This is a genomic window from Micromonospora sp. NPDC005163, assembly GCF_053599835.1.
The window spans coordinates 1-16,438 of record NZ_JBSFYP010000104.1; the positions used below are offsets into that span (position 1 = coordinate 1).

Below are 16,438 nucleotides of genomic sequence, written 5' to 3' on the forward strand. Positions count from 1 at the left end.
GCACGCTCACGCAGCTCATCGTTGTACTTCTTCGGTGCGGGCATCGCTGGTTTCCTCCCAGGTTTCGATGTCTCCATCAAACCCGGTACGGGACAACGTGGTTGCCATGAAGGCTACCCAAAACCCACCCGCACGGGTCCAGGTCACACCTGCTGACCTGCTGCGGATGGCTGCCCTCTACCTGCACCGGCACGGCTGGCACCAGGGCACCTACTACGCCAACACCACCGCCACCCTCACCCCGCCGGCCTGCGCCGCCGGGGCCATCGGCATCGCCTGCGCCGGACACACCGTCGAGCACTTCTCCCAGCTCGACCCGGACGCCCTCGCCGACTACCTCGCCGCTCTGGGCGTGTTCGTCGACTACCTCGACACCACCGCACCCATGTTCTTCATCGACGAGGACGGCTACCTGCTCGATGAGCACACCTCCCCCTACTCGTGGAACGACGACCCGGCCCGCACGGCCGAGCAGGTCATCACCGCCCTCCAGGCGGCTGCCGACGAGTGGGAATCCCTCCGCACCACCAGAGGGGAGAACGCATGAGCACCGTCAAGGTGTCCTTGACGCCATCCCTGCCCCGGCAGCGGCGTCGGGACGTCGTCGAGAACGACCAGTTCGCCGGCTTCGCTCGGCGCATCATCCGCGCTCACGGCCGCCGCGTCGCCACCGGAGACGTGGAAGCACTGCGGGATCTCGTCGCCCTCTCCTCAGTCATGGATGACGCGATCGGTGAAGCCGTGATCGGCCTGCGGGCCTTCGGCTACTCCTGGGCCGAAATCGGCCAGCGTCTCGGCATCTCCCGCCAGGCCGCCCAGCAGCGCTGGGGAGACAAGCCATGACCGGCTTGCGCAGCGCCGACCTGGACGCCCTGACTGACCGGACCGGTATCCGGGTCGAGTTCTACGACCCGCTCGGCACCCGCTACGGGTTCCCCACCTTCCCCTACCAAGGAGCACCCACCGGTCTGGCCACCCTGCGGCAGCTCCGCGCCGCCGGCCTTCGCCCCGGAGGACACGACCCCGTCGCCCAGATCTATTGGCGACACCGCCAGAACCGGCGGGTCGCCTACCTCTACCGCACCGACCTCGCCAAAGCCAAGCGCACCGCCACGCCCGCTCAGCGGGAGGCCATCGGCAAAGCCCTCCTCGCCCGGCGGACCTGCCGGACCTGCGAGCAGCTGAAGCCCTACTACATCCCCCGCCGCTACGGCTGCTGCCTCGACTGCCACGGAGGCCACTAATGACCACCACCACACCGGCCAGCGCCGGCACCCGCTTGGAGGGCTTGGTCCTGGTCCTCATCCTCATCGTCGTCGGCGGCTCCGCCGGGGCCGCGTCGTTCACCCACGTCCACGACTGGACCATGGCCAACAGCCCCACCAACACCCCGGGATGGTTCGGCTGGGCAAACGCCGTCATCTCCGAACTCGTCCCCATCGCCGCCCTGCTCACCATCCGCCGACGCCGCCGCACCGGCGCACCCATCGGCTACCCGATGGTCCTGCTCATCGCCGCCGCCGGCCTGTCCCTCGCCGCGCAACTCGCCGTTGCCAAACCCGGCCCGTCTGGGTGGCTCCTGTCGGCTGTTCCCGCTCTGGCGTTCATGGCCCTGGTCAAACTCGTCCTCGCCCCCGCACCAACCACGCAACCCCTGCCACCGGCCGCAGAGCCGGCGCGGCCCATCCGCGTTCAGGTAGCCGAGCAGGTCACCACCGAGCCGGCACCACCGGCCGCCATCACCCTGGCCCCCGAACCGACCCCGGCTATCGAGCCAGAGACCGTCACCGCACCGGCCTCCGAGCCGGTCGACGTTCCCGCTCACCTGCTGCCCACTGCCCGCTTCGCGGCCGTGCAGCACGAACAAGCCACCGGCCAACCCATCACGCCCGCCGAGCTGGCCGACCGCCTCGACGTCAGCGCGGTCGTCGCCGGGAAACTCCTCACCACCATCGGTGGCGCTGTCCGATGACCATTTATCTCGTCGACATCGAGCAGGTCACCCACACCTGCCCCGCCTTCCCCGACGCGCACCCGTTCGACATCCGCCGAACCCTCGTCGACGTCATCCCCGGTGGTCCCTGCCGGGCACCGGTCACCATCCGCTGCGGCGACACCACCGCCCTGATTCCCTGCCGCAGGCACGAACCGGCGAAGCGCCAGTGCGGTGCCTGCCAGGTCATCGTCACCGAACGCACCATCACCACCCGCCACCTCACCGAGGTACGCGGCTGATGGCCTCGACGCTGGACCTCACACCCCGAACCATCACGGCCCGGGGTGTGGGCTCGAACGCCGACACCATCCCCGTCTACGACTACACCGCCGAAGGCTCCGCCTTCACCCGCGCCACCCAACCCGACTACTTCGGGTGGCTGGAACACGTCCGCGCCGCCGGCGGCTGCACCCGACCCATCCGCCTCGCCGGCAGCCTGCTCACCGTCGAGCAGGGCACCGGCCGCGTGCTGGACCAGCGGCACACCGATGCCATGCCGGACGCCGCGATCTACACCGCCTGCGGTAACCGCCGTGCCACCGTCTGCCCCGCCTGCGCCCACACCTACCAACGCGACGCCTACCAACTCCTCCGAGCTGGACTCATCGGCGGCAAAGGCGTCCCCGACACCGTCACCCAACACCCGGCGGTATTCGCCACCTTCACCGCACCGTCGTTCGGCACCGTGCACACCCGGGCGGTGAAGCGGCACACCTGCGGCAACCGCAAACGCTGCGACTGCCGCCCCGACCCCTGCCACGCCCGCCGCGACACCGGACTCTGCGAGCACGGCCGACCCGCCGTCTGTTGGGCCAGACACGAGACTGGGGATCAGGTGCTCGGGCAGCCGTTGTGCCTGGACTGCTACGACCATACCCACCAAGTCGTCTGGAACCTGTTCTCCGGCGAGCTGTGGCACCGCACCAAGCAAGCCGCGGAACGATGGCTCGCCAAACTCGCCCGCCGCCGGGGCATCCCCCGCGTCCACGTCGTCACCGCCTCCGGCAACACCCGCACCGTCGTGCCGGTTCGGCTGTCGCACGGGAAGGTGGCCGAGTTTCAGGCACGCGGAGCGGTGCACTTCCACGCCCTGGTGCGCCTCGACGGCGTCCACCCCGACGATCCGACCGCCGTCGTGCCGCCACCGGCCGGCTTCACCGTCACGGACCTGGACGACGCGATCCGGGCCGCCGTCGAGCAGGTCGCCTTCGCCAGCCCGGCCCACCCCGACCAGTCCGCCGGCTGGTCGATCGCCTGGGGTGACCCGGGCAAGGGCCTCGACATCCGACCCATCAGCCTGGCCGGCGACGGTGATGTCACCGACAGCATGGTCGCCGGCTACCTTGCCAAATACGCCACCAAGAGCACCGAGGTAACCGGGCACCGCTCTGTCAGGCTCGACGCCGACTCCATCGGCGACTACGCCGACCCCGACGGCGACCACACCGCCCGCCTCATCGACGCCTGCTGGCACACCGGCCGACCCACCGGCACACCCGTCCCGCTCTCTGAGCGGCCCCGGGACCACCGGCCCACACCCGGCTTCGTCGACCGCTGGGAGTGCCCCGACTGCGGCACCCACACCCGCTACGCCGCGTGCCCCGTCTGCATCGCAGAGCGTCAAGCAAGCCTTGACACCGAATCGACGAAACCAGCGGCGACCAACCCTTACGCCCGGCTGCGTCGGTGGGCTCACATGCTCGGCTTCGGCGGCCATTTTCTCACCAAAGCCCGCCGCTACTCGGTGACCTTCCAACTCCTTCGCGACACCCGGGTCAGCTTCCGCCGGCACGAGCACCAGGACCAGGCCGAGGAGCAACCCGGCGTCCTCCGCGCCGTCGACCACCTCGACGAAGACGACACGACGCTCATCGTCGGCACCCTCACCTTCGCCGGAATCGGCTGGCACACCACCGGAGACGCCCTGCTAGCCAACACCGCCGCCGCCCTCGCCCGGGAGCGACGAACCACCGGCCGCGAAGAACTCGCCCACGAACTCGGCACCACCCCCGCCGGCACCGCGCCGGCTGCCGCCTGACCCCTCGACTACGGGAGACGACATGACCACCGCACAACCCCTCACGCTCTGGACCGTCGAAGACGTATCGGCTTACCTCGGCGTCCCGGTCCAGACGCTCTACACCTGGCGCAAGCGCCGAATCGGTCCACCTGCCGGTCGTGTCGGTCGGCATCTGCGGTACGACCCTGACGTGGTGCGTGCGTGGTTCGCCGACCAGTCCAAGGCGGCCTGAGATGGCCCACATCGTTGACCGCTGGTACAAGACGGTGGCCGGTCCGGACGGGAAGTCCCGGCAGGAACCAAAGCCGCAGTGCGGGCAGGGAATGCGCTACCGCGTCCGGTACCTCGCTCCGGACGGCAAAGAGAAGTCGCAGTCGTTCCCTGACAAGAAGAAGCGCGAGGCACAAGCGTTCCTCGCCAACGTCCAGGCCGACATCCTCAAGGGCACCTACGTCGACCCCGACGCCGGTCGCACGACCTTCAAGCGGTACGCCGACGAATGGCTCGCTGCTGCGACGACGGACCTCCTCACCCGCGACCGCATCGAGTACGAACTTCGGCTGCACGTGTATCCGACCATCGGTAACAAGCCCATCGCGTCGATCCAGCCGGCGACGATCCGAGCGTGGGCGCGCGAGTTGCAGGAGAAGGGACTGTCTGCCGGCTACCGCCGGGTCCTGTTCAGCGACGTGTCGATGATCCTGAACGCCGCCGTGGACGACAAAAAAATCATCAGCAATCCGTTCGCAGCCAAGAGCATCCAACGCCCCCGGCACGTCTCCACCAAGGTCCAGCCCTGGTCAGTCGACCGATTCACCGCGTTCCGCGCGAAGCTGCCAGACCGCTACCGAGTCGCCGCCGACCTCGGCGCGGGCTGCGGACTGCGGCAGGGCAAAATCTTCGCCGTAAGCCCAGACGACCTGGATCCGACCCGGCCGACCCTCCGAGTCGCCCGTCAGATCAAGCTCGTGCGCGGCGCGCTCATCTTCGCCCCGCCCAAAGGCGGTAAGACGCGAGAGACTCCCCTCCCCGCCTCAGTAGCTCGCCGCCTAGGCGACCACGCCAGGCAGTACGCGCCGGTAGAGGTCACCTTGCCCTGGGGAACCCTGACCGGCGACCCCACGACAGTCACGCTCTACCTGACGACCGCTGACGGCCTGCCACTCAGCCGCTCGAAGTTCAACCCCGGCATCTGGAAGCCCGCGATCCGAGCAACGGGCATCCCCGACGACCGCCGCAACGGGATGCACGTCCTGCGGCACACCTACGCCTCAGTCCTCCTGGACGCCGGGGAGAGCATCAAGGCCCTGTCGACCTACCTCGGCCACGCCGACCCGGGATTCACCCTGCGGACCTACACGCATCTCCTGCCGACCAGCGAGGACCGCACGCGCCGAGCCATCGATGCTGCCTTCGGTGAGGACCAGGACGCCAAGGACGGCCCGGAAGCCGTTGACGGCCTGGAGACGGCATGATCATGGTTCAACGGTCTTCCGGACGACCTGAAATGCAGGTCAGGGCACGTCTGCCCGTCACTTGGCGTTGAAGTAGCTCGCCTCCGGGTGGTGGACCACGATAGCGTCGGTGGCCTGCTCGGGCATCAGCTGGAACTCCTCGGACAGCTCCACGCCGATCCGCTCCGACCCGAGCAGCTGCACGATCTTCGCCCGGTCCTCCAGGTCGGGGCAGGCCGGGTAGCCGAACGCGTACCGGCAGCCCCGGTAGTCGTTGCGCAGCAGGCCGGCCAGGTCCGCCGGGTCGTCGGCGGCGAGCGGGCGGCCGTCGGGCAGGGTCAGCTCGGCGCGGATGCGTCGGTGCCAGTACTCGGCGAGGGCCTCGGTGAGCTGCACCGAGAGGCCGTGCACCTCCAGGTAGTCGCGGTACTCGTTGCGGGCGAACAGCTTCGCCGCGTACTCGCTGACCGGCTGGCCGACCGTGACCAGCTGCAACGCGACCACATCGAGCTGGTCGCCCTTGGGCCGGAAGAAGTCCGCGAGGCAGAGCCGTCGCTCCTGCCGCTGCCGGGGGAAGGAGAACCGGGCGCGCTCCGCGTGCCCGTTCTCGTCGAGCACCACCAGGTCATTGCCTTCGGAGTACGCGGGGAAGTAGCCGTACACGACGGCTGCCTCCAGCACCTGGTCGGCGATGAGCCGGTCCAGCCAGTAACGCAGCCGTGGCCTGCCCTCGGTCTCCACCAGTTCCTCGTAGGACGGTCCGCTGCCGCCCCGGGCGCCGTTCAGCCCCCACTGCCCCCGGAAGGTGGCCCGCTCGTCGAGCAGCGCCGCGTAGTCGGCCATCGGCACACCCTTGACCACCCGGGTGCCGAAGAACGGCGGGGTGGGCACCGCCACGTCCGCGGCCACGTCGGAGCGGACCGAGGAGTCGTGCAGCTCCGGCAGCGACTCGCTGACCATCGAGCGCTGCCGTTCGCGGCGGGCTCGACGGGCCGCGAGAGCCGCCTCCCGCTCCGGGTCGATCACCGGCGCGCCGCCGCGCTTGGCGGTCATCACCCGGTCCATCAGGGACAGCCCCTCGAACGCGTCCCGCGCGTAGTGCACCTGCCCGGGGAACGTCGACCGCAGGTCGTCCTCGACGTAGGCCCGGGTGAGCGCCGCCCCGCCCAGCAGCACCGGCCAGCGCTCCGCGACCCCGCGGGTGGCCATCTCGGCCAGGTTTTCCTTCATGATCACGGTGCTCTTGACCAGCAGCCCGGACATGCCGATCGCGTCGGCGCGGTGCTGCTCGGCGGCGTCCAGGATGGCGCTGATCGGCTGCTTGATGCCGATGTTCACCACCTCGTAGCCGTTGTTGGACAGGATGATGTCGACCAGATTCTTGCCGATGTCGTGCACGTCGCCGCGCACGGTGGCCAGCACGATACGGCCCTTGCCGCCGTCCTCGGTGGTCTCCATGTGCGGCTCCAGGTATGCCACCGCGGTCTTCATCACCTCGGCGGACTGGAGCACGAACGGCAGCTGCATCTGCCCGGAGCCGAACAGCTCGCCGACCACCTTCATCCCGTCCAGCAGGATGTCGTTGATGATCGACAGCGGGGCCCGGCCGCCGGCCATCGCGGCGTCCAGGTCCGCCTCCAGGCCGTTGCGCTCGCCGTCGATGATCCGCCGCTTGAGCCGCTCGTCCAGCGGCAGCGCCGCCAACTCCTGCGCCCGGCTGGCCCGCGCGCTGGTCACGTCGACCCCCTCGAAGAGTTCGAGGAAGCGCTGCACCGGGTCGTACCCCTCGCGGCGCCGGTCGTAGACCAGATCCAGGGCGACCTCGCGCTGCGCCTCGGGGATCTTCGACATCGGCAGGATCTTGCTGGCGTGCACGATCGCCGAGGTCAAGCCGGCCTGCACGCACTCGTGCAGGAACACCGAGTTGAGCACCTGCCGGGCCGCCGGGTTGAGCCCGAAGGAGATGTTCGAGATGCCCAGCGTGAAATTGACCCCCGGATAGCGGCGGGCGATCTCCCGGATCGCCTCGATCGTCTCGATGCCGTCGCGGCGCGTCTCCTCCTGCCCGGTGGCGATCGGGAAGGTCAGCGCGTCGATCAGGATGTCGCCGCGGTCCATCCCCCAGCGGCCGGTCAGGTCGTCGATCAGCCGCGCCGCGACCCGGACCTTCCAGTCCCGGGTACGCGCCTGCCCCTCCTCGTCGATGAGCAACGCCACCACCGCCGCGCCGTGCTCCCGCACGATTGGCATCACCCGCGCGTACCGGGAGTCGGGGCCCTCACCGTCCTCGAAGTTCACCGAGTTGACCACGCACCGGCCGCCGAGCATCTCCAGCCCGGCCTCGACGACGGCCGGCTCGGTGGAGTCCAGCATGATCGGCAGCGTCGACGCGGTGGCGAACCGACCGGCCAACTCCCGCATGTCCTGGGTGCCGTCGCGGCCGACGTAGTCCACGCAGAGATCGAGCAGGTGCGAGCCGTCGCGCGCCTGACTGCGGGCGATCTCCACACAGGCCCGCCAGTCGCCGGCCAGCATCGCCTCCCGGAACGCCTTGGAGCCGTTGGCGTTGGTCCGCTCCCCCACCATCAGCACCGACGCGTCCTGGGCGAACGGCACCGGGTGGTACACCGACGAGACGCCGGCTTCGTGCCGGGGCTCACGCGAGGCGGCCGTGACGCCGTGCAGCCGCTCGGCCAGCACCCGGATGTGCTCCGGCGTGGTGCCGCAACAGCCGCCGACCAGGCCCACGCCGTACTCGGTGCTGAACCGCTCCAGCGCGTCGGCCAGCTCCACGGGAGTGAGCGGGAAGTACGCGCCGTCGGCGGTCAGCACCGGCAGGCCGGCGTTCGGCATCACCGACAGGGGGATGCGGGAGTGCTGCGACAGGTACCGCAGGTGCTCGCTCATCTCCGCCGGGCCGGTGGAACAGTTCAACCCGATCAGGTCCACCCCGAGCGGCTCGATCGCCGCCAGCGCCGCGCCGATCTCGCTCCCCACCAGCATCGTGCCGGTGGTCTCCACGGCGACGTGGCAGATGATCGGCACCGGCTGGCCCAGCTCGGCCATCGCCCGCTTCGACCCGACCACCGCCGCCTTGACCTGGAGCAGGTCCTGGCAGGTCTCGATGATCAGCGCGTCCGCCCCGCCGACGATCAGCCCGGCGGCGTTCTCCTGGTACGCGTCGCGCAGGGTGGCGTAGTCGGCGTGCCCGAGGGTGGGCAGCTTGGTGCCCGGCCCGATCGAGCCGAGCACGAACCGGGGCCGCTGCGGGGTGCTGGCCGCGTCGGCGGCCTCCCGGGCGATCCGGGCCCCCGCCTCGGACAGCTCCCGGATGCGGTGCGGGATGTCGTACTCGCCGAGGTTGGCCAGGTTGGCGCCGAACGTGTTGGTCTCCACGCAGTCCGCGCCGGCGGCCAGGTAGGCGTCGTGCACTCCCCGCACCACGTCCGGCCGGGTGACGTTGAGGATCTCGTTGCATCCCTCCAGCCCGTCGAAGTCGTCGAGAGTGAGGTCCGCGGCCTGCAGCATCGTGCCCATCGCCCCGTCGGCGATGAGGATCCGGTCGGCCAGCACATCCATCAACGAAGTCCGCACCCGTTCAGGTTAGTGCGGTCGCCATCGCACCCCACCGCCGTCCGCGCCCGATCCCATATTGTGTCAGCGGGATCACCCTGTCCGGTTCGTCGTTGTATGCCCGGTCATGGGTCCGGCCGACCGGCGCGGCCGACGGGCCGCACCCCGGCCCGGCACGTAGGCTGACGGACGTGAAGGACAACAGGGACGCCACCGTGCCCCACGGCCCGACGACCGGGCACGGTCCCGGCGTCGGCCGCGACAAGCAGGGTGAGGTGACGGCGTGACCGAGTTCGACGGACTGCCGGTGCTGCGGTCCCCGGTGGCCATCGCCGCGTTCGAGGGCTGGAACGACGCGGCCGACGCGTCCACCGCCGCGGTCGAGCACCTGGAGCAGGTGTGGAACGCCCGGCCGGTCACCGAGCTGGATCCGGAGGACTTCTACGACTTCCAGGTCAGCCGGCCGACCATCACGATGGCCGACGGGGAGACCCGCCGGGTGGAGTGGCCGACGACCCGCTTCATGGTGGCCAGTCCGGAGGGTACCGAGCGGGATGTGGTGCTGATCCGGGGCATCGAGCCGAGCATGCGCTGGCGGACGTTCTGCGAGCAGGTGCTGGAGATCTGCCACAGCCTCGAGGTGGAGCGGGTGGTGCTCCTCGGCGCGTTGCTCGCCGACGTGCCGTACACCCGGCCGCTGCCGATCAGCGGCAGCGCCTCCGACGCGCAGGCCGCCGAGCGCTACCAGCTCACCCCCACCCGCTACGACGGGCCAACCGGCATCGTGGGCGTGCTGCACGACGCGTGCAGCCGCGCCGAGGTGGACGCCGTGTCGTTCTGGGTGCACGTGCCGCACTACGCCAACAACCCGCCCTGCCCGAAGGCCACCCTCGCCCTGCTGCACCGGGTCGAGGAGGTCGTCGACCTGCCGGTGCCGATGGCCGACCTGGCCGAGGAGTCCGCCGAGTGGGAGCAGCGTGTGCGCAGCGCCGCCGAGCAGGACGCCGAGCTCGGCGAGTACGTCCGCGAGCTGGAGGAGCGAGTCGGCGACGAGGGGATCACCCCGCTGACCGGTGACGAGATCGCTCAGGAGTTCGAGAAGTACCTGCGGCGTCGGGGCGGTTCGGCGGGCCCCACCGCGGGCTCCTGGTAGCGCCTCTCCCCCGTTCACGTTCGGGCCCTGGACCTTCTGGTCCAGGGCCCGTTTTCGTCTTCTCCCGCGTGTCCGGGGTAGCGAGGTCACACCCTCTAGGGCATCCTAGGAACCTAGCTGTGATCAAGGAGGCGGGTATGCAGATCAACCCCGGGGCCGCGGAGTTCCCGCACCGGCAGATCGCCGCGCAGCTCAAGGCCCAGGTCCGCCGCGGTGACTGGGCGCCCGGCGAGCGGCTGCCGTCCATCCCGGCCATCGCCGAGATGTTCGGCGTCGCCAAGCAGACCGTGCAACGCGCCGTCGACCAGCTGCGGGTCGAGGGCATCCTGATCACCAAACCCGGTTCCGGTACGTACGTCCGGGGCACCCGCCGCCGGCTCAACCGGCTCTCCCGCGGCCGGTACGGCGGCTTCCGCGGCTACCACACCGACCTGGCCGCCCGGTACCGGCAACAACTCGTCTCGGTCGGCCGCTCCCCCGCCCCGGCCGAGGTCGCCGACGCGTTCGGGGTGCCCGACGGCACCGACCTGCTCTGCCGCCGGCACCTCGTGCGCACCGACGACTCCCCCGTCGAGGTGGGCGCCTCCTGGTTCCTGCCCGCCGACACCGCCGGCACCTCGCTGGAGCGCGCCGAGGCGTTCGGCCGGCCGCTCTACCAGGAGGCCGAGGAGGCCACCGGACGGCGGTACGTCTCAGCCACCGACACGATCAGCGCGCGCCAGCCCAGCCGGGACGAGGCCGAGACCCTTCAGATCCGGCCCGACACGCCGGTGCTGCACCTGCTGCACGTCGCGTACGACGCCCACCACAAGCCGATCGAGGTGGCCCAGGCCACCTGGCCCGGCCCGATGACCACCCTCACCGAGGAGTACAAGATCCCCGCCCCAACCCCAGACCCAACCCTCGACCCGGGCCTGGTCCTGGGCTGAACCGGACCCCCAGCTCAGCGCCTGCCCCCTGCTCACTCCTGTCGACCATGAGGTTGACGGGTCCAGCAGAGATCGAATCGCCCGCCAACGTCATGATCGACTCGACGTTGCGCGGTGATCGACTCGGCTTCCTGGAAATCGGTGCGTCGCACCGGCCCGGACACCGCGCCTTCATGGAAACCGAGTCGATCACGACGCGACGCGACGCAGCGCAGCGCGGCGGCGCTGGTGGTTAGAGGTGGATGCCGAGTAGGGCGTCCACCGTCTTGGCGAAAAGGGCTGGGGCCTCCGGGTCGTCCTTCGCGCCGGCGAGGGTTGCGTTGGCCCAGTTGTCGGCGACGGCCAGGGCGCCGGGGGTGTCGAGGTCGTCGGCCAGGCGTTCGCGTACCCCGGCCAGCAGCTCGGCCCCAGACGGCCCGGCGGGCGCGGCGGCGGCTCGGCGCCAGCGCGCCAGCCGCTCCTGAGCGGCGGTCAGCAGCTCGTCGGTCCACGTGCGGTCGCTGCGGTAATGCCCGGACATCAGGGCCAGCCGAACCGCCATCGGGTCGACCTTGTCGGCGCGCAGCCGGGAGACGAAGACCAGGTTGCCGCGGGACTTGGACATCTTCTCGCCGTCCAGGCCGATCATTCCGGCGTGCACGTAGTGCTCCGCGAACGGCGCCTGACCGGTGAGCCGCTCGGCGTGCGCGGCGGACGCCTCGTGGTGCGGAAACAGCAGGTCGTTGCCGCCACCCTGCACGTCGATCCGGTCGCCGAGCAGGTTCAGCGCGATCACCGCGCACTCGATGTGCCAACCGGGGCGGCCCGGGCCCAGCTCCCCGCCCGGCCAGGACGGCTCGCCCTCGCGGGCGCCACGCCACAGCAGCGGGTCCAGCGGGTCGCGTTTGCCGGCCCGGTCCGGGTCACCGCCGCGCTCCGGGAAGATCTCCAGCATCTGCTCCCGGGTCAGGTTGGACTCGTAGCCGTACCGGCCGGTGGCGGAGACGTCGAAGTAGACGTCGCCGGTGCCGTCGTCGAGCTGGTACGCAGCCCCGTCCTTGAGCAGCACCTCGACCTTGTCGGCGATGTCCGGGATCGACTCGACCGCGCCCACGTAGTGCTCCGGCGGGATGATCCGCAGCGCCTCCATGTCCTCCCGGAACAGCGCCGTCTCGCGCATCGCCAGGACCACCCAGTCCTCGCCGTCACGGGCGGCCCGCTCCAGCAGCGGGTCGTCGATGTCGGTGACGTTCTGCACGTAACGCACCGGACGGCCGGCGTCGCGCCACATCCGCTGCACCAGGTCGAAGGTGATCATGGTGGCGGCGTGGCCGAGGTGCGTGGCGTCGTACGGGGTGATGCCGCAGACGTACATGCTTCCCGCGTCGGCCGGCTCACTCGGGTGGACACCCTGCCGCGCCGAGTCGTACAACGCCAACGGCTCGCCCCTGCCCGGCAGCCGTGGCACCTCGTGTCCCGCCCAAGACTCCATGGCCTCAGCCTAGCCAGCCCCACGACCGCCCCGGGCCGCCCCACGGGTGATCAAAATGACAGTGGATCACATGGGCGGCCAGGGCACCGCCGGCCAGTCCTCGGACGGCTGCGGGAAACGGCCGGTCTGCCGCAACACGTCGATCCGGGCGGCCAACTCGGCGATCTCGCTGATCGTCAGGTGGTCGGCCAGCTCCGCGCCGAGCGCCCCGGAGACCTGGCCGGCGAGCCCGTCGAGCATCTCCACGGCGTCCGGTGGTAGCTGCTTCCCGGACCAGCCCCAGAGCACCGTCCGCAGCTTGTCCTCGACGTGGAAGCTCACCCCATGGTCCACGCCGTAGATCCGGTCGTCGGCGCCGACCAGCACGTGGCCACCCTTACGGTCGGCATTGTTGATCACCGCGTCGAGCACCGCGAGCCGGGCCAGCCGCGGGTCGTCGGCATGTGCCAGCGCGTACGCGGCGCCGTCGTCGTCACGGGCGGCGGCGATCGGAAACCAGCGCGGCGGCAGCTCCTCCGCGGGCACGAACCCGACCAGCGGCTCGGCGTCCTCCGGCTCGTCGATCCAGAGCTGGCAGGAGCCCGGCCCGAACGGGCCGTCCCGGAGCACGGTGGGCGGCACCAGGTCCCAGCCGCTGTCCCGGGAGACCAGGTACGCCGAGACCTCCCGGCCCGCGAGGGTGCCGTCCGGGAAGTCCCAGAGGGGGCGCTCGCCACGGACCGGCTTGTAGACACAGCGCGCAGAGAGGTCGTCCAGCGTCAGGATGCCGCGCAGGGTCGTGTTCGACGCGTCGACCAGCCGCCCCTCCAGGTCGAGCGCGCCGTCACGCAACAGCCGCAGCGCGGCGTCGCCGTCCTGGCGGGGCTGGAGGCCGGACGACGTCACCGGTGGTAACCGTTGTGCCGCGGGCAGAGGTGCCCGGCGGGGTCCAACGGCTGGCCGCACAGCGGGCACGGCGGCCGTCCCGCGTTCACCACTCGCCGGGCCCGCTCGATGAACTGGCGGGTTGCGTGCGGGGTGAGCCGGACCCGGAGCCGGTCCAGGTCCTCGTCCGGCTCGTCGTCCTCGTCGTCGTCCTCGTCGTCCTCGTCGTCCAGCTCGACCTCGGCTTCCACCTCGCCGGCGGCGATCGCTTCGATCACCACGGTCGCGGTGTCCACGTCGAAGGCCAGCCCGAGGGTCCCGACCCGGAACTCCTCGTCGACCGGAGTGTCCAGCGGCTCGTTGTCGCCCACCACCGGCGCCAGCTCGGGCAGGTCCACGCCGAAGCGCCGCTGCGCCTCGGTGAGCAGCTCTTCCAGCTTCTCGGCGAGCAGGGACACCTGGACCTTCTCCAGCGCGACGCTGACCAGCCGGCCGCCGCCGCGAGCCTGCAGGAAGAACGCGCGCTCCCCCGGCGGGCCGACGGTCCCGGCGACGAACCGCTCCGGCGGCTCGAAGGCGTGCACCTGGTGGGTCATACCCACGACCCTATCCGGCCCGCCATGGCATCGCGCACCCCACCGACCCGAATCGCCCTGGCGGCGGCGCGCCCGGCGTACCGGTGGCTGCCGCCGGGCGTGGCGACCTCTCGGCCGCCTGCCGGCACCCGAGACGGCGTCATCGCGGCGCACCAGCCCCACCGCCGACGGCCGCGTCGGAATCACCCGCGCGGGTCGCCCGCCGACGCCGCTTACGCGGCGGCGGCACCAGGGCGGCGAGATCGCCGCCGGTGTCGTTGAGCCGGACCAGAAAGGGCCGCAGCGGCGTGAACCGGATCGCGGTCACCGACGCCGGGTCGGCCACGATCCGCTGAAAAAGATCCAGGTGTACGCCGAGCGCGTCCGCCACGATGGCCTTGATCACATCACCGTGGCTGCACGCCAGCCAGACCGCCTCGGGCCCGTGCTCGGCGCTCACCCGGGCGTCCCACGAGCGCACCGCCGCCACCGCACGCGCCGCCATCGCGGCCATCGCCTCCCCGTCCGGGAAGACCACCGCGCTGGGGTGCTGCTGGACCACCGGCCAGAGCGCCTCCTTGGCGAGCTTCTTCAGCGGCTGCCCCTCCCAGCTGCCGTAGTCACACTCGATCAACCCCTCCTCAACCACCGGAGCGGCCTGCGGAAGCGCCAGTTCCAGGGTCTGCCGGCAGCGGATCAGCGGACTGGTCACCACCGCCGCGAGCGGCACCCCCCGCAGCCGCTCGCCCACCGCGGTGGCCTGGGCCCGGCCCGTCTCGTCCAATTCGACGGGCTGGCGGCCGGCCAGCCCACCGTCCGCGTTCGCGGTGGTCCGGCCGTGTCGCAGAAGCAGAAGGGTCGCCACGGGACCACCCTATGACCTGTTCCAGGCCTTCGACCGTCGCGGGGTTCCTGGGTGGGGCGTGGTCGGATGTCGTGTTTGCGTCGGGGTTGCCTCGCGGGATCCGCCACCGCCCATCCTGGGTCCGGCACACCGAGGTGCGTGTAACTCTGGCTGTGGCCGGTGTGCCGGGTTGGTGCGGGGTGGGGCCCGCCGTGCCCGGCTCCGGGCGGTCAGGCTTGATCCCTGCGCCGACACGGCGGGCCCCCACCCCGTCGGTGGTCACCGCCCGTTCGCAACCTCTGCGCGGCATCGGGCAAGCCCCGTCCGGCGGGTTGGTCGGTCCGTTCCAATCACTGCGCGGATTCGGCGAGCCCATTCCCGGTGGGCGGTCGGTTCCTGTCCCTTGGGGTGGGTCCGGGCAATCCGCGTCCCGCCGATCATCGCTATTCGTCCCGATCCCTCTGGCCAGTGCGGTGAGTCCCATCCCGGGCGGACCGTTGTCGTCCGGTTCTTGTTCCGGGTGCGACGGTGCATCCGCCTCGTCGATCACGGAGTCGCGGTGGGCGACATATCCTTAGCCGTCTGGTTTGTGAGGCGCCACAACTCCATGATCGACGCGAGGCTGCGGGCGCGCGAGGCTGCGGCGGCGAGCCCGGATCCTGTGGGCGTCGTCGTGAGCGCTTCCCCGCGCCGGGCGCGTATCCCGCTGGTGCTCACCGCTCCCGTTCGGTCCCGCCTCGGGCGTGACCCCGCCGCCCTCGCGGCGGTGGTCGGTGTTGTGAGCGGTATACCTGTGAGGCATATTTATGCCTCACAGGTATATCGCTCGTTGACCAGCTCACCCCGGGGTTCGCTTCATCCTCGTTCGCGGTGGTCGATTCGATGTCAGCGATGCGGCGTCGTCGGCGATTTCGAGGACGTCGGCGATTTTCAGCGATGTCGCGGTGTCCCGGTCGGCCGGATGGCCCGATATCGGTGATACCGAGTCGATCAACCCCAGCCGGTCGAGCTGAGCCCGCGACAGCCGGCAATCTCCGCGTCGAATGTCCGGTATCGGGTGACTCTGGCATGTGACCGGCTGCACTCGTGGGGTGGAATCGTGGCGGCCCGGGGGTCGTTACACACCCTGACGATCGCAGCACCACCGGCCCGGCACCCCGCCCCTATGGGGGTTGGGATGGCGGCCAGGCCCGGGTTGGAATGCCCGCAGGTAGCCGGTCGTTGCAGACCCCGCGAACGACCGCACCAGCACCCCGTTCACGCAGGGTGCCGATGGATGGGCCACCCCCGGAATGCCCCCGGCCCGGCGGTCGTTACACACAGTCCCGGCGCCACGAGCCCCCGCCCGTAGGCCGCCGACCGATGACTTTCCCCCGTGTTGTTGAAAGCGCCGGACGAGGTGCTCGCACCCTTGCGCCGTCCCCCTCGGGCGTGTGGGTGTCTACCCCCTGAAGGAGCTGACCTCTCATGAACACGATCATTCGTAAGAGCATGCTGTCTGTTGCTGGTCTCGCGTTCGCCGGTGGTGTGTTCGCCGGTCCGATCGCCGCGCACGCCGC

The 16,438-nt window shown here is 70.7% G+C and carries 16 protein-coding genes; 11 read left to right on the forward strand and 5 right to left on the reverse strand.

Annotated features, from left to right (window positions below; genetic code table 11):
* Positions 1-106: 106 nt before the first annotated feature.
* From ACWD6N_RS35450 to ACWD6N_RS35485, 8 genes are all read left to right on the forward strand, one after another.
* Positions 107-547 (forward strand): DUF6197 family protein, encoded by a 441-nt coding sequence (locus ACWD6N_RS35450; protein ID WP_450006408.1) that lies wholly within the window; start codon positions 107-109, stop codon positions 545-547.
* Positions 544-843, forward strand: coding sequence for a hypothetical protein (locus ACWD6N_RS35455; protein WP_450006410.1), 300 nt, complete (start codon positions 544-546; stop codon positions 841-843). The genes ACWD6N_RS35450 and ACWD6N_RS35455 overlap by 4 nt, the downstream gene beginning before the upstream one ends.
* Positions 840-1,244 carry an RRQRL motif-containing zinc-binding protein gene (locus ACWD6N_RS35460; RefSeq protein WP_450006412.1) on the forward strand — a complete coding sequence of 135 codons (405 nt, stop codon included), beginning with the start codon at positions 840-842 and terminating at the stop codon, positions 1,242-1,244. The genes ACWD6N_RS35455 and ACWD6N_RS35460 overlap by 4 nt, the downstream gene beginning before the upstream one ends.
* Positions 1,244-1,972 carry a hypothetical protein gene (locus tag ACWD6N_RS35465; RefSeq protein ID WP_450006414.1) on the forward strand — a complete coding sequence of 243 codons (729 nt, stop codon included), beginning with the start codon at positions 1,244-1,246 and terminating at the stop codon, positions 1,970-1,972. Before ACWD6N_RS35460 ends, ACWD6N_RS35465 begins: the two co-directional genes overlap by 1 nt.
* Positions 1,969-2,235, forward strand: coding sequence for a hypothetical protein (locus ACWD6N_RS35470; protein WP_450006416.1), 267 nt, complete (start codon positions 1,969-1,971; stop codon positions 2,233-2,235). Before ACWD6N_RS35465 ends, ACWD6N_RS35470 begins: the two co-directional genes overlap by 4 nt.
* Entirely contained in the window at positions 2,235-4,034 is a 1,800-nt protein-coding gene (locus tag ACWD6N_RS35475) for a replication initiator (protein ID WP_450006418.1), read from the forward strand. The genes ACWD6N_RS35470 and ACWD6N_RS35475 overlap by 1 nt, the downstream gene beginning before the upstream one ends.
* A gap of 22 nt (positions 4,035-4,056) precedes the next feature.
* Positions 4,057-4,248: a helix-turn-helix domain-containing protein gene (locus tag ACWD6N_RS35480; RefSeq protein WP_450006420.1), complete on the forward strand. Its 192-nt coding sequence runs from the start codon at positions 4,057-4,059 to the stop codon at positions 4,246-4,248.
* Between the two features lie 91 nt (positions 4,249-4,339).
* A complete protein-coding gene (locus tag ACWD6N_RS35485; RefSeq protein ID WP_450006422.1) occupies positions 4,340-5,491 on the forward strand; it encodes a tyrosine-type recombinase/integrase in 1,152 nt (383 codons plus the stop codon).
* A gap of 57 nt (positions 5,492-5,548) precedes the next feature.
* On the opposite strand, the gene metH is transcribed toward ACWD6N_RS35485, so the two are convergent.
* Positions 5,549-9,049, reverse strand: a complete 3,501-nt coding sequence (gene metH / locus ACWD6N_RS35490) for a methionine synthase (RefSeq protein WP_450006434.1) — start codon at positions 9,047-9,049, stop codon at positions 5,549-5,551.
* Between the two features lie 277 nt (positions 9,050-9,326).
* Between metH and ACWD6N_RS35495 the strand changes: the two genes are divergently transcribed.
* The 3 genes from ACWD6N_RS35495 (at position 9,327) to ACWD6N_RS35505 (ending at position 11,361) form a co-directional block, all read left to right on the forward strand.
* Positions 9,327-10,196, forward strand: a complete 870-nt coding sequence (locus ACWD6N_RS35495; RefSeq protein WP_354968743.1) for a PAC2 family protein — start codon at positions 9,327-9,329, stop codon at positions 10,194-10,196.
* Between the two features lie 137 nt (positions 10,197-10,333).
* The gene (locus ACWD6N_RS35500) at positions 10,334-11,125 is read left to right on the forward strand and encodes a GntR family transcriptional regulator (protein ID WP_450006424.1); all 792 of its coding nucleotides are present in this window, start codon (positions 10,334-10,336) and stop codon (positions 11,123-11,125) included.
* A gap of 92 nt (positions 11,126-11,217) precedes the next feature.
* Complete coding sequence (locus ACWD6N_RS35505) at positions 11,218-11,361, forward strand: hypothetical protein (RefSeq protein WP_450006426.1); 144 nt, start codon at positions 11,218-11,220, stop codon at positions 11,359-11,361.
* On the opposite strand, the gene mshC is transcribed toward ACWD6N_RS35505, so the two are convergent.
* The 4 genes from mshC to ACWD6N_RS35525 form a co-directional block, all read right to left on the reverse strand.
* Positions 11,358-12,596, reverse strand: a complete 1,239-nt coding sequence (gene mshC / locus ACWD6N_RS35510; protein WP_450006428.1) for a cysteine--1-D-myo-inosityl 2-amino-2-deoxy-alpha-D-glucopyranoside ligase — start codon at positions 12,594-12,596, stop codon at positions 11,358-11,360. The two genes, ACWD6N_RS35505 and mshC, sit on opposite strands and share 4 nt — an antisense overlap.
* A gap of 66 nt (positions 12,597-12,662) precedes the next feature.
* Positions 12,663-13,481, reverse strand: a complete 819-nt coding sequence (locus ACWD6N_RS35515) for an SCO1664 family protein (protein WP_450006430.1) — start codon at positions 13,479-13,481, stop codon at positions 12,663-12,665.
* Complete coding sequence (locus tag ACWD6N_RS35520; protein ID WP_354968748.1) at positions 13,478-14,056, reverse strand: DUF3090 domain-containing protein; 579 nt, start codon at positions 14,054-14,056, stop codon at positions 13,478-13,480. Before ACWD6N_RS35520 ends, ACWD6N_RS35515 begins: the two co-directional genes overlap by 4 nt.
* A gap of 139 nt (positions 14,057-14,195) precedes the next feature.
* Positions 14,196-14,900: an MSMEG_4193 family putative phosphomutase gene (locus tag ACWD6N_RS35525; RefSeq protein WP_450006432.1), complete on the reverse strand. Its 705-nt coding sequence runs from the start codon at positions 14,898-14,900 to the stop codon at positions 14,196-14,198.
* Positions 14,901-16,438 lie beyond the last annotated feature (1,538 nt).

What these genes read in the sequence shown, in the direction of transcription:
- ACWD6N_RS35465 (WP_450006414.1), top strand. Translation starts at nt 1,244, where the DNA reads ATGACCACCACCACACCGGCCAGCGCCGGCACCCGCTTGGAGGGCTTG.
- ACWD6N_RS35500 (WP_450006424.1), top strand. Translation starts at nt 10,334, where the DNA reads ATGCAGATCAACCCCGGGGCCGCGGAGTTCCCGCACCGGCAGATCGCC.
- ACWD6N_RS35505 (WP_450006426.1), top strand. Translation starts at nt 11,218, where the DNA reads ATGATCGACTCGACGTTGCGCGGTGATCGACTCGGCTTCCTGGAAATC.
- mshC (WP_450006428.1), bottom strand. Translation starts at nt 12,596, where the DNA reads ATGGAGTCTTGGGCGGGACACGAGGTGCCACGGCTGCCGGGCAGGGGC.
- ACWD6N_RS35470 (WP_450006416.1), top strand. Translation starts at nt 1,969, where the DNA reads ATGACCATTTATCTCGTCGACATCGAGCAGGTCACCCACACCTGCCCC.
- ACWD6N_RS35455 (WP_450006410.1), top strand. Translation starts at nt 544, where the DNA reads ATGAGCACCGTCAAGGTGTCCTTGACGCCATCCCTGCCCCGGCAGCGG.
- ACWD6N_RS35520 (WP_354968748.1), bottom strand. Translation starts at nt 14,056, where the DNA reads ATGACCCACCAGGTGCACGCCTTCGAGCCGCCGGAGCGGTTCGTCGCC.
- ACWD6N_RS35485 (WP_450006422.1), top strand. Translation starts at nt 4,340, where the DNA reads ATGCGCTACCGCGTCCGGTACCTCGCTCCGGACGGCAAAGAGAAGTCG.
- ACWD6N_RS35460 (WP_450006412.1), top strand. Translation starts at nt 840, where the DNA reads ATGACCGGCTTGCGCAGCGCCGACCTGGACGCCCTGACTGACCGGACC.
- ACWD6N_RS35475 (WP_450006418.1), top strand. Translation starts at nt 2,235, where the DNA reads ATGGCCTCGACGCTGGACCTCACACCCCGAACCATCACGGCCCGGGGT.
- ACWD6N_RS35450 (WP_450006408.1), top strand. Translation starts at nt 107, where the DNA reads ATGAAGGCTACCCAAAACCCACCCGCACGGGTCCAGGTCACACCTGCT.
- ACWD6N_RS35480 (WP_450006420.1), top strand. Translation starts at nt 4,057, where the DNA reads ATGACCACCGCACAACCCCTCACGCTCTGGACCGTCGAAGACGTATCG.
- metH (WP_450006434.1), bottom strand. Translation starts at nt 9,049, where the DNA reads ATGGATGTGCTGGCCGACCGGATCCTCATCGCCGACGGGGCGATGGGC.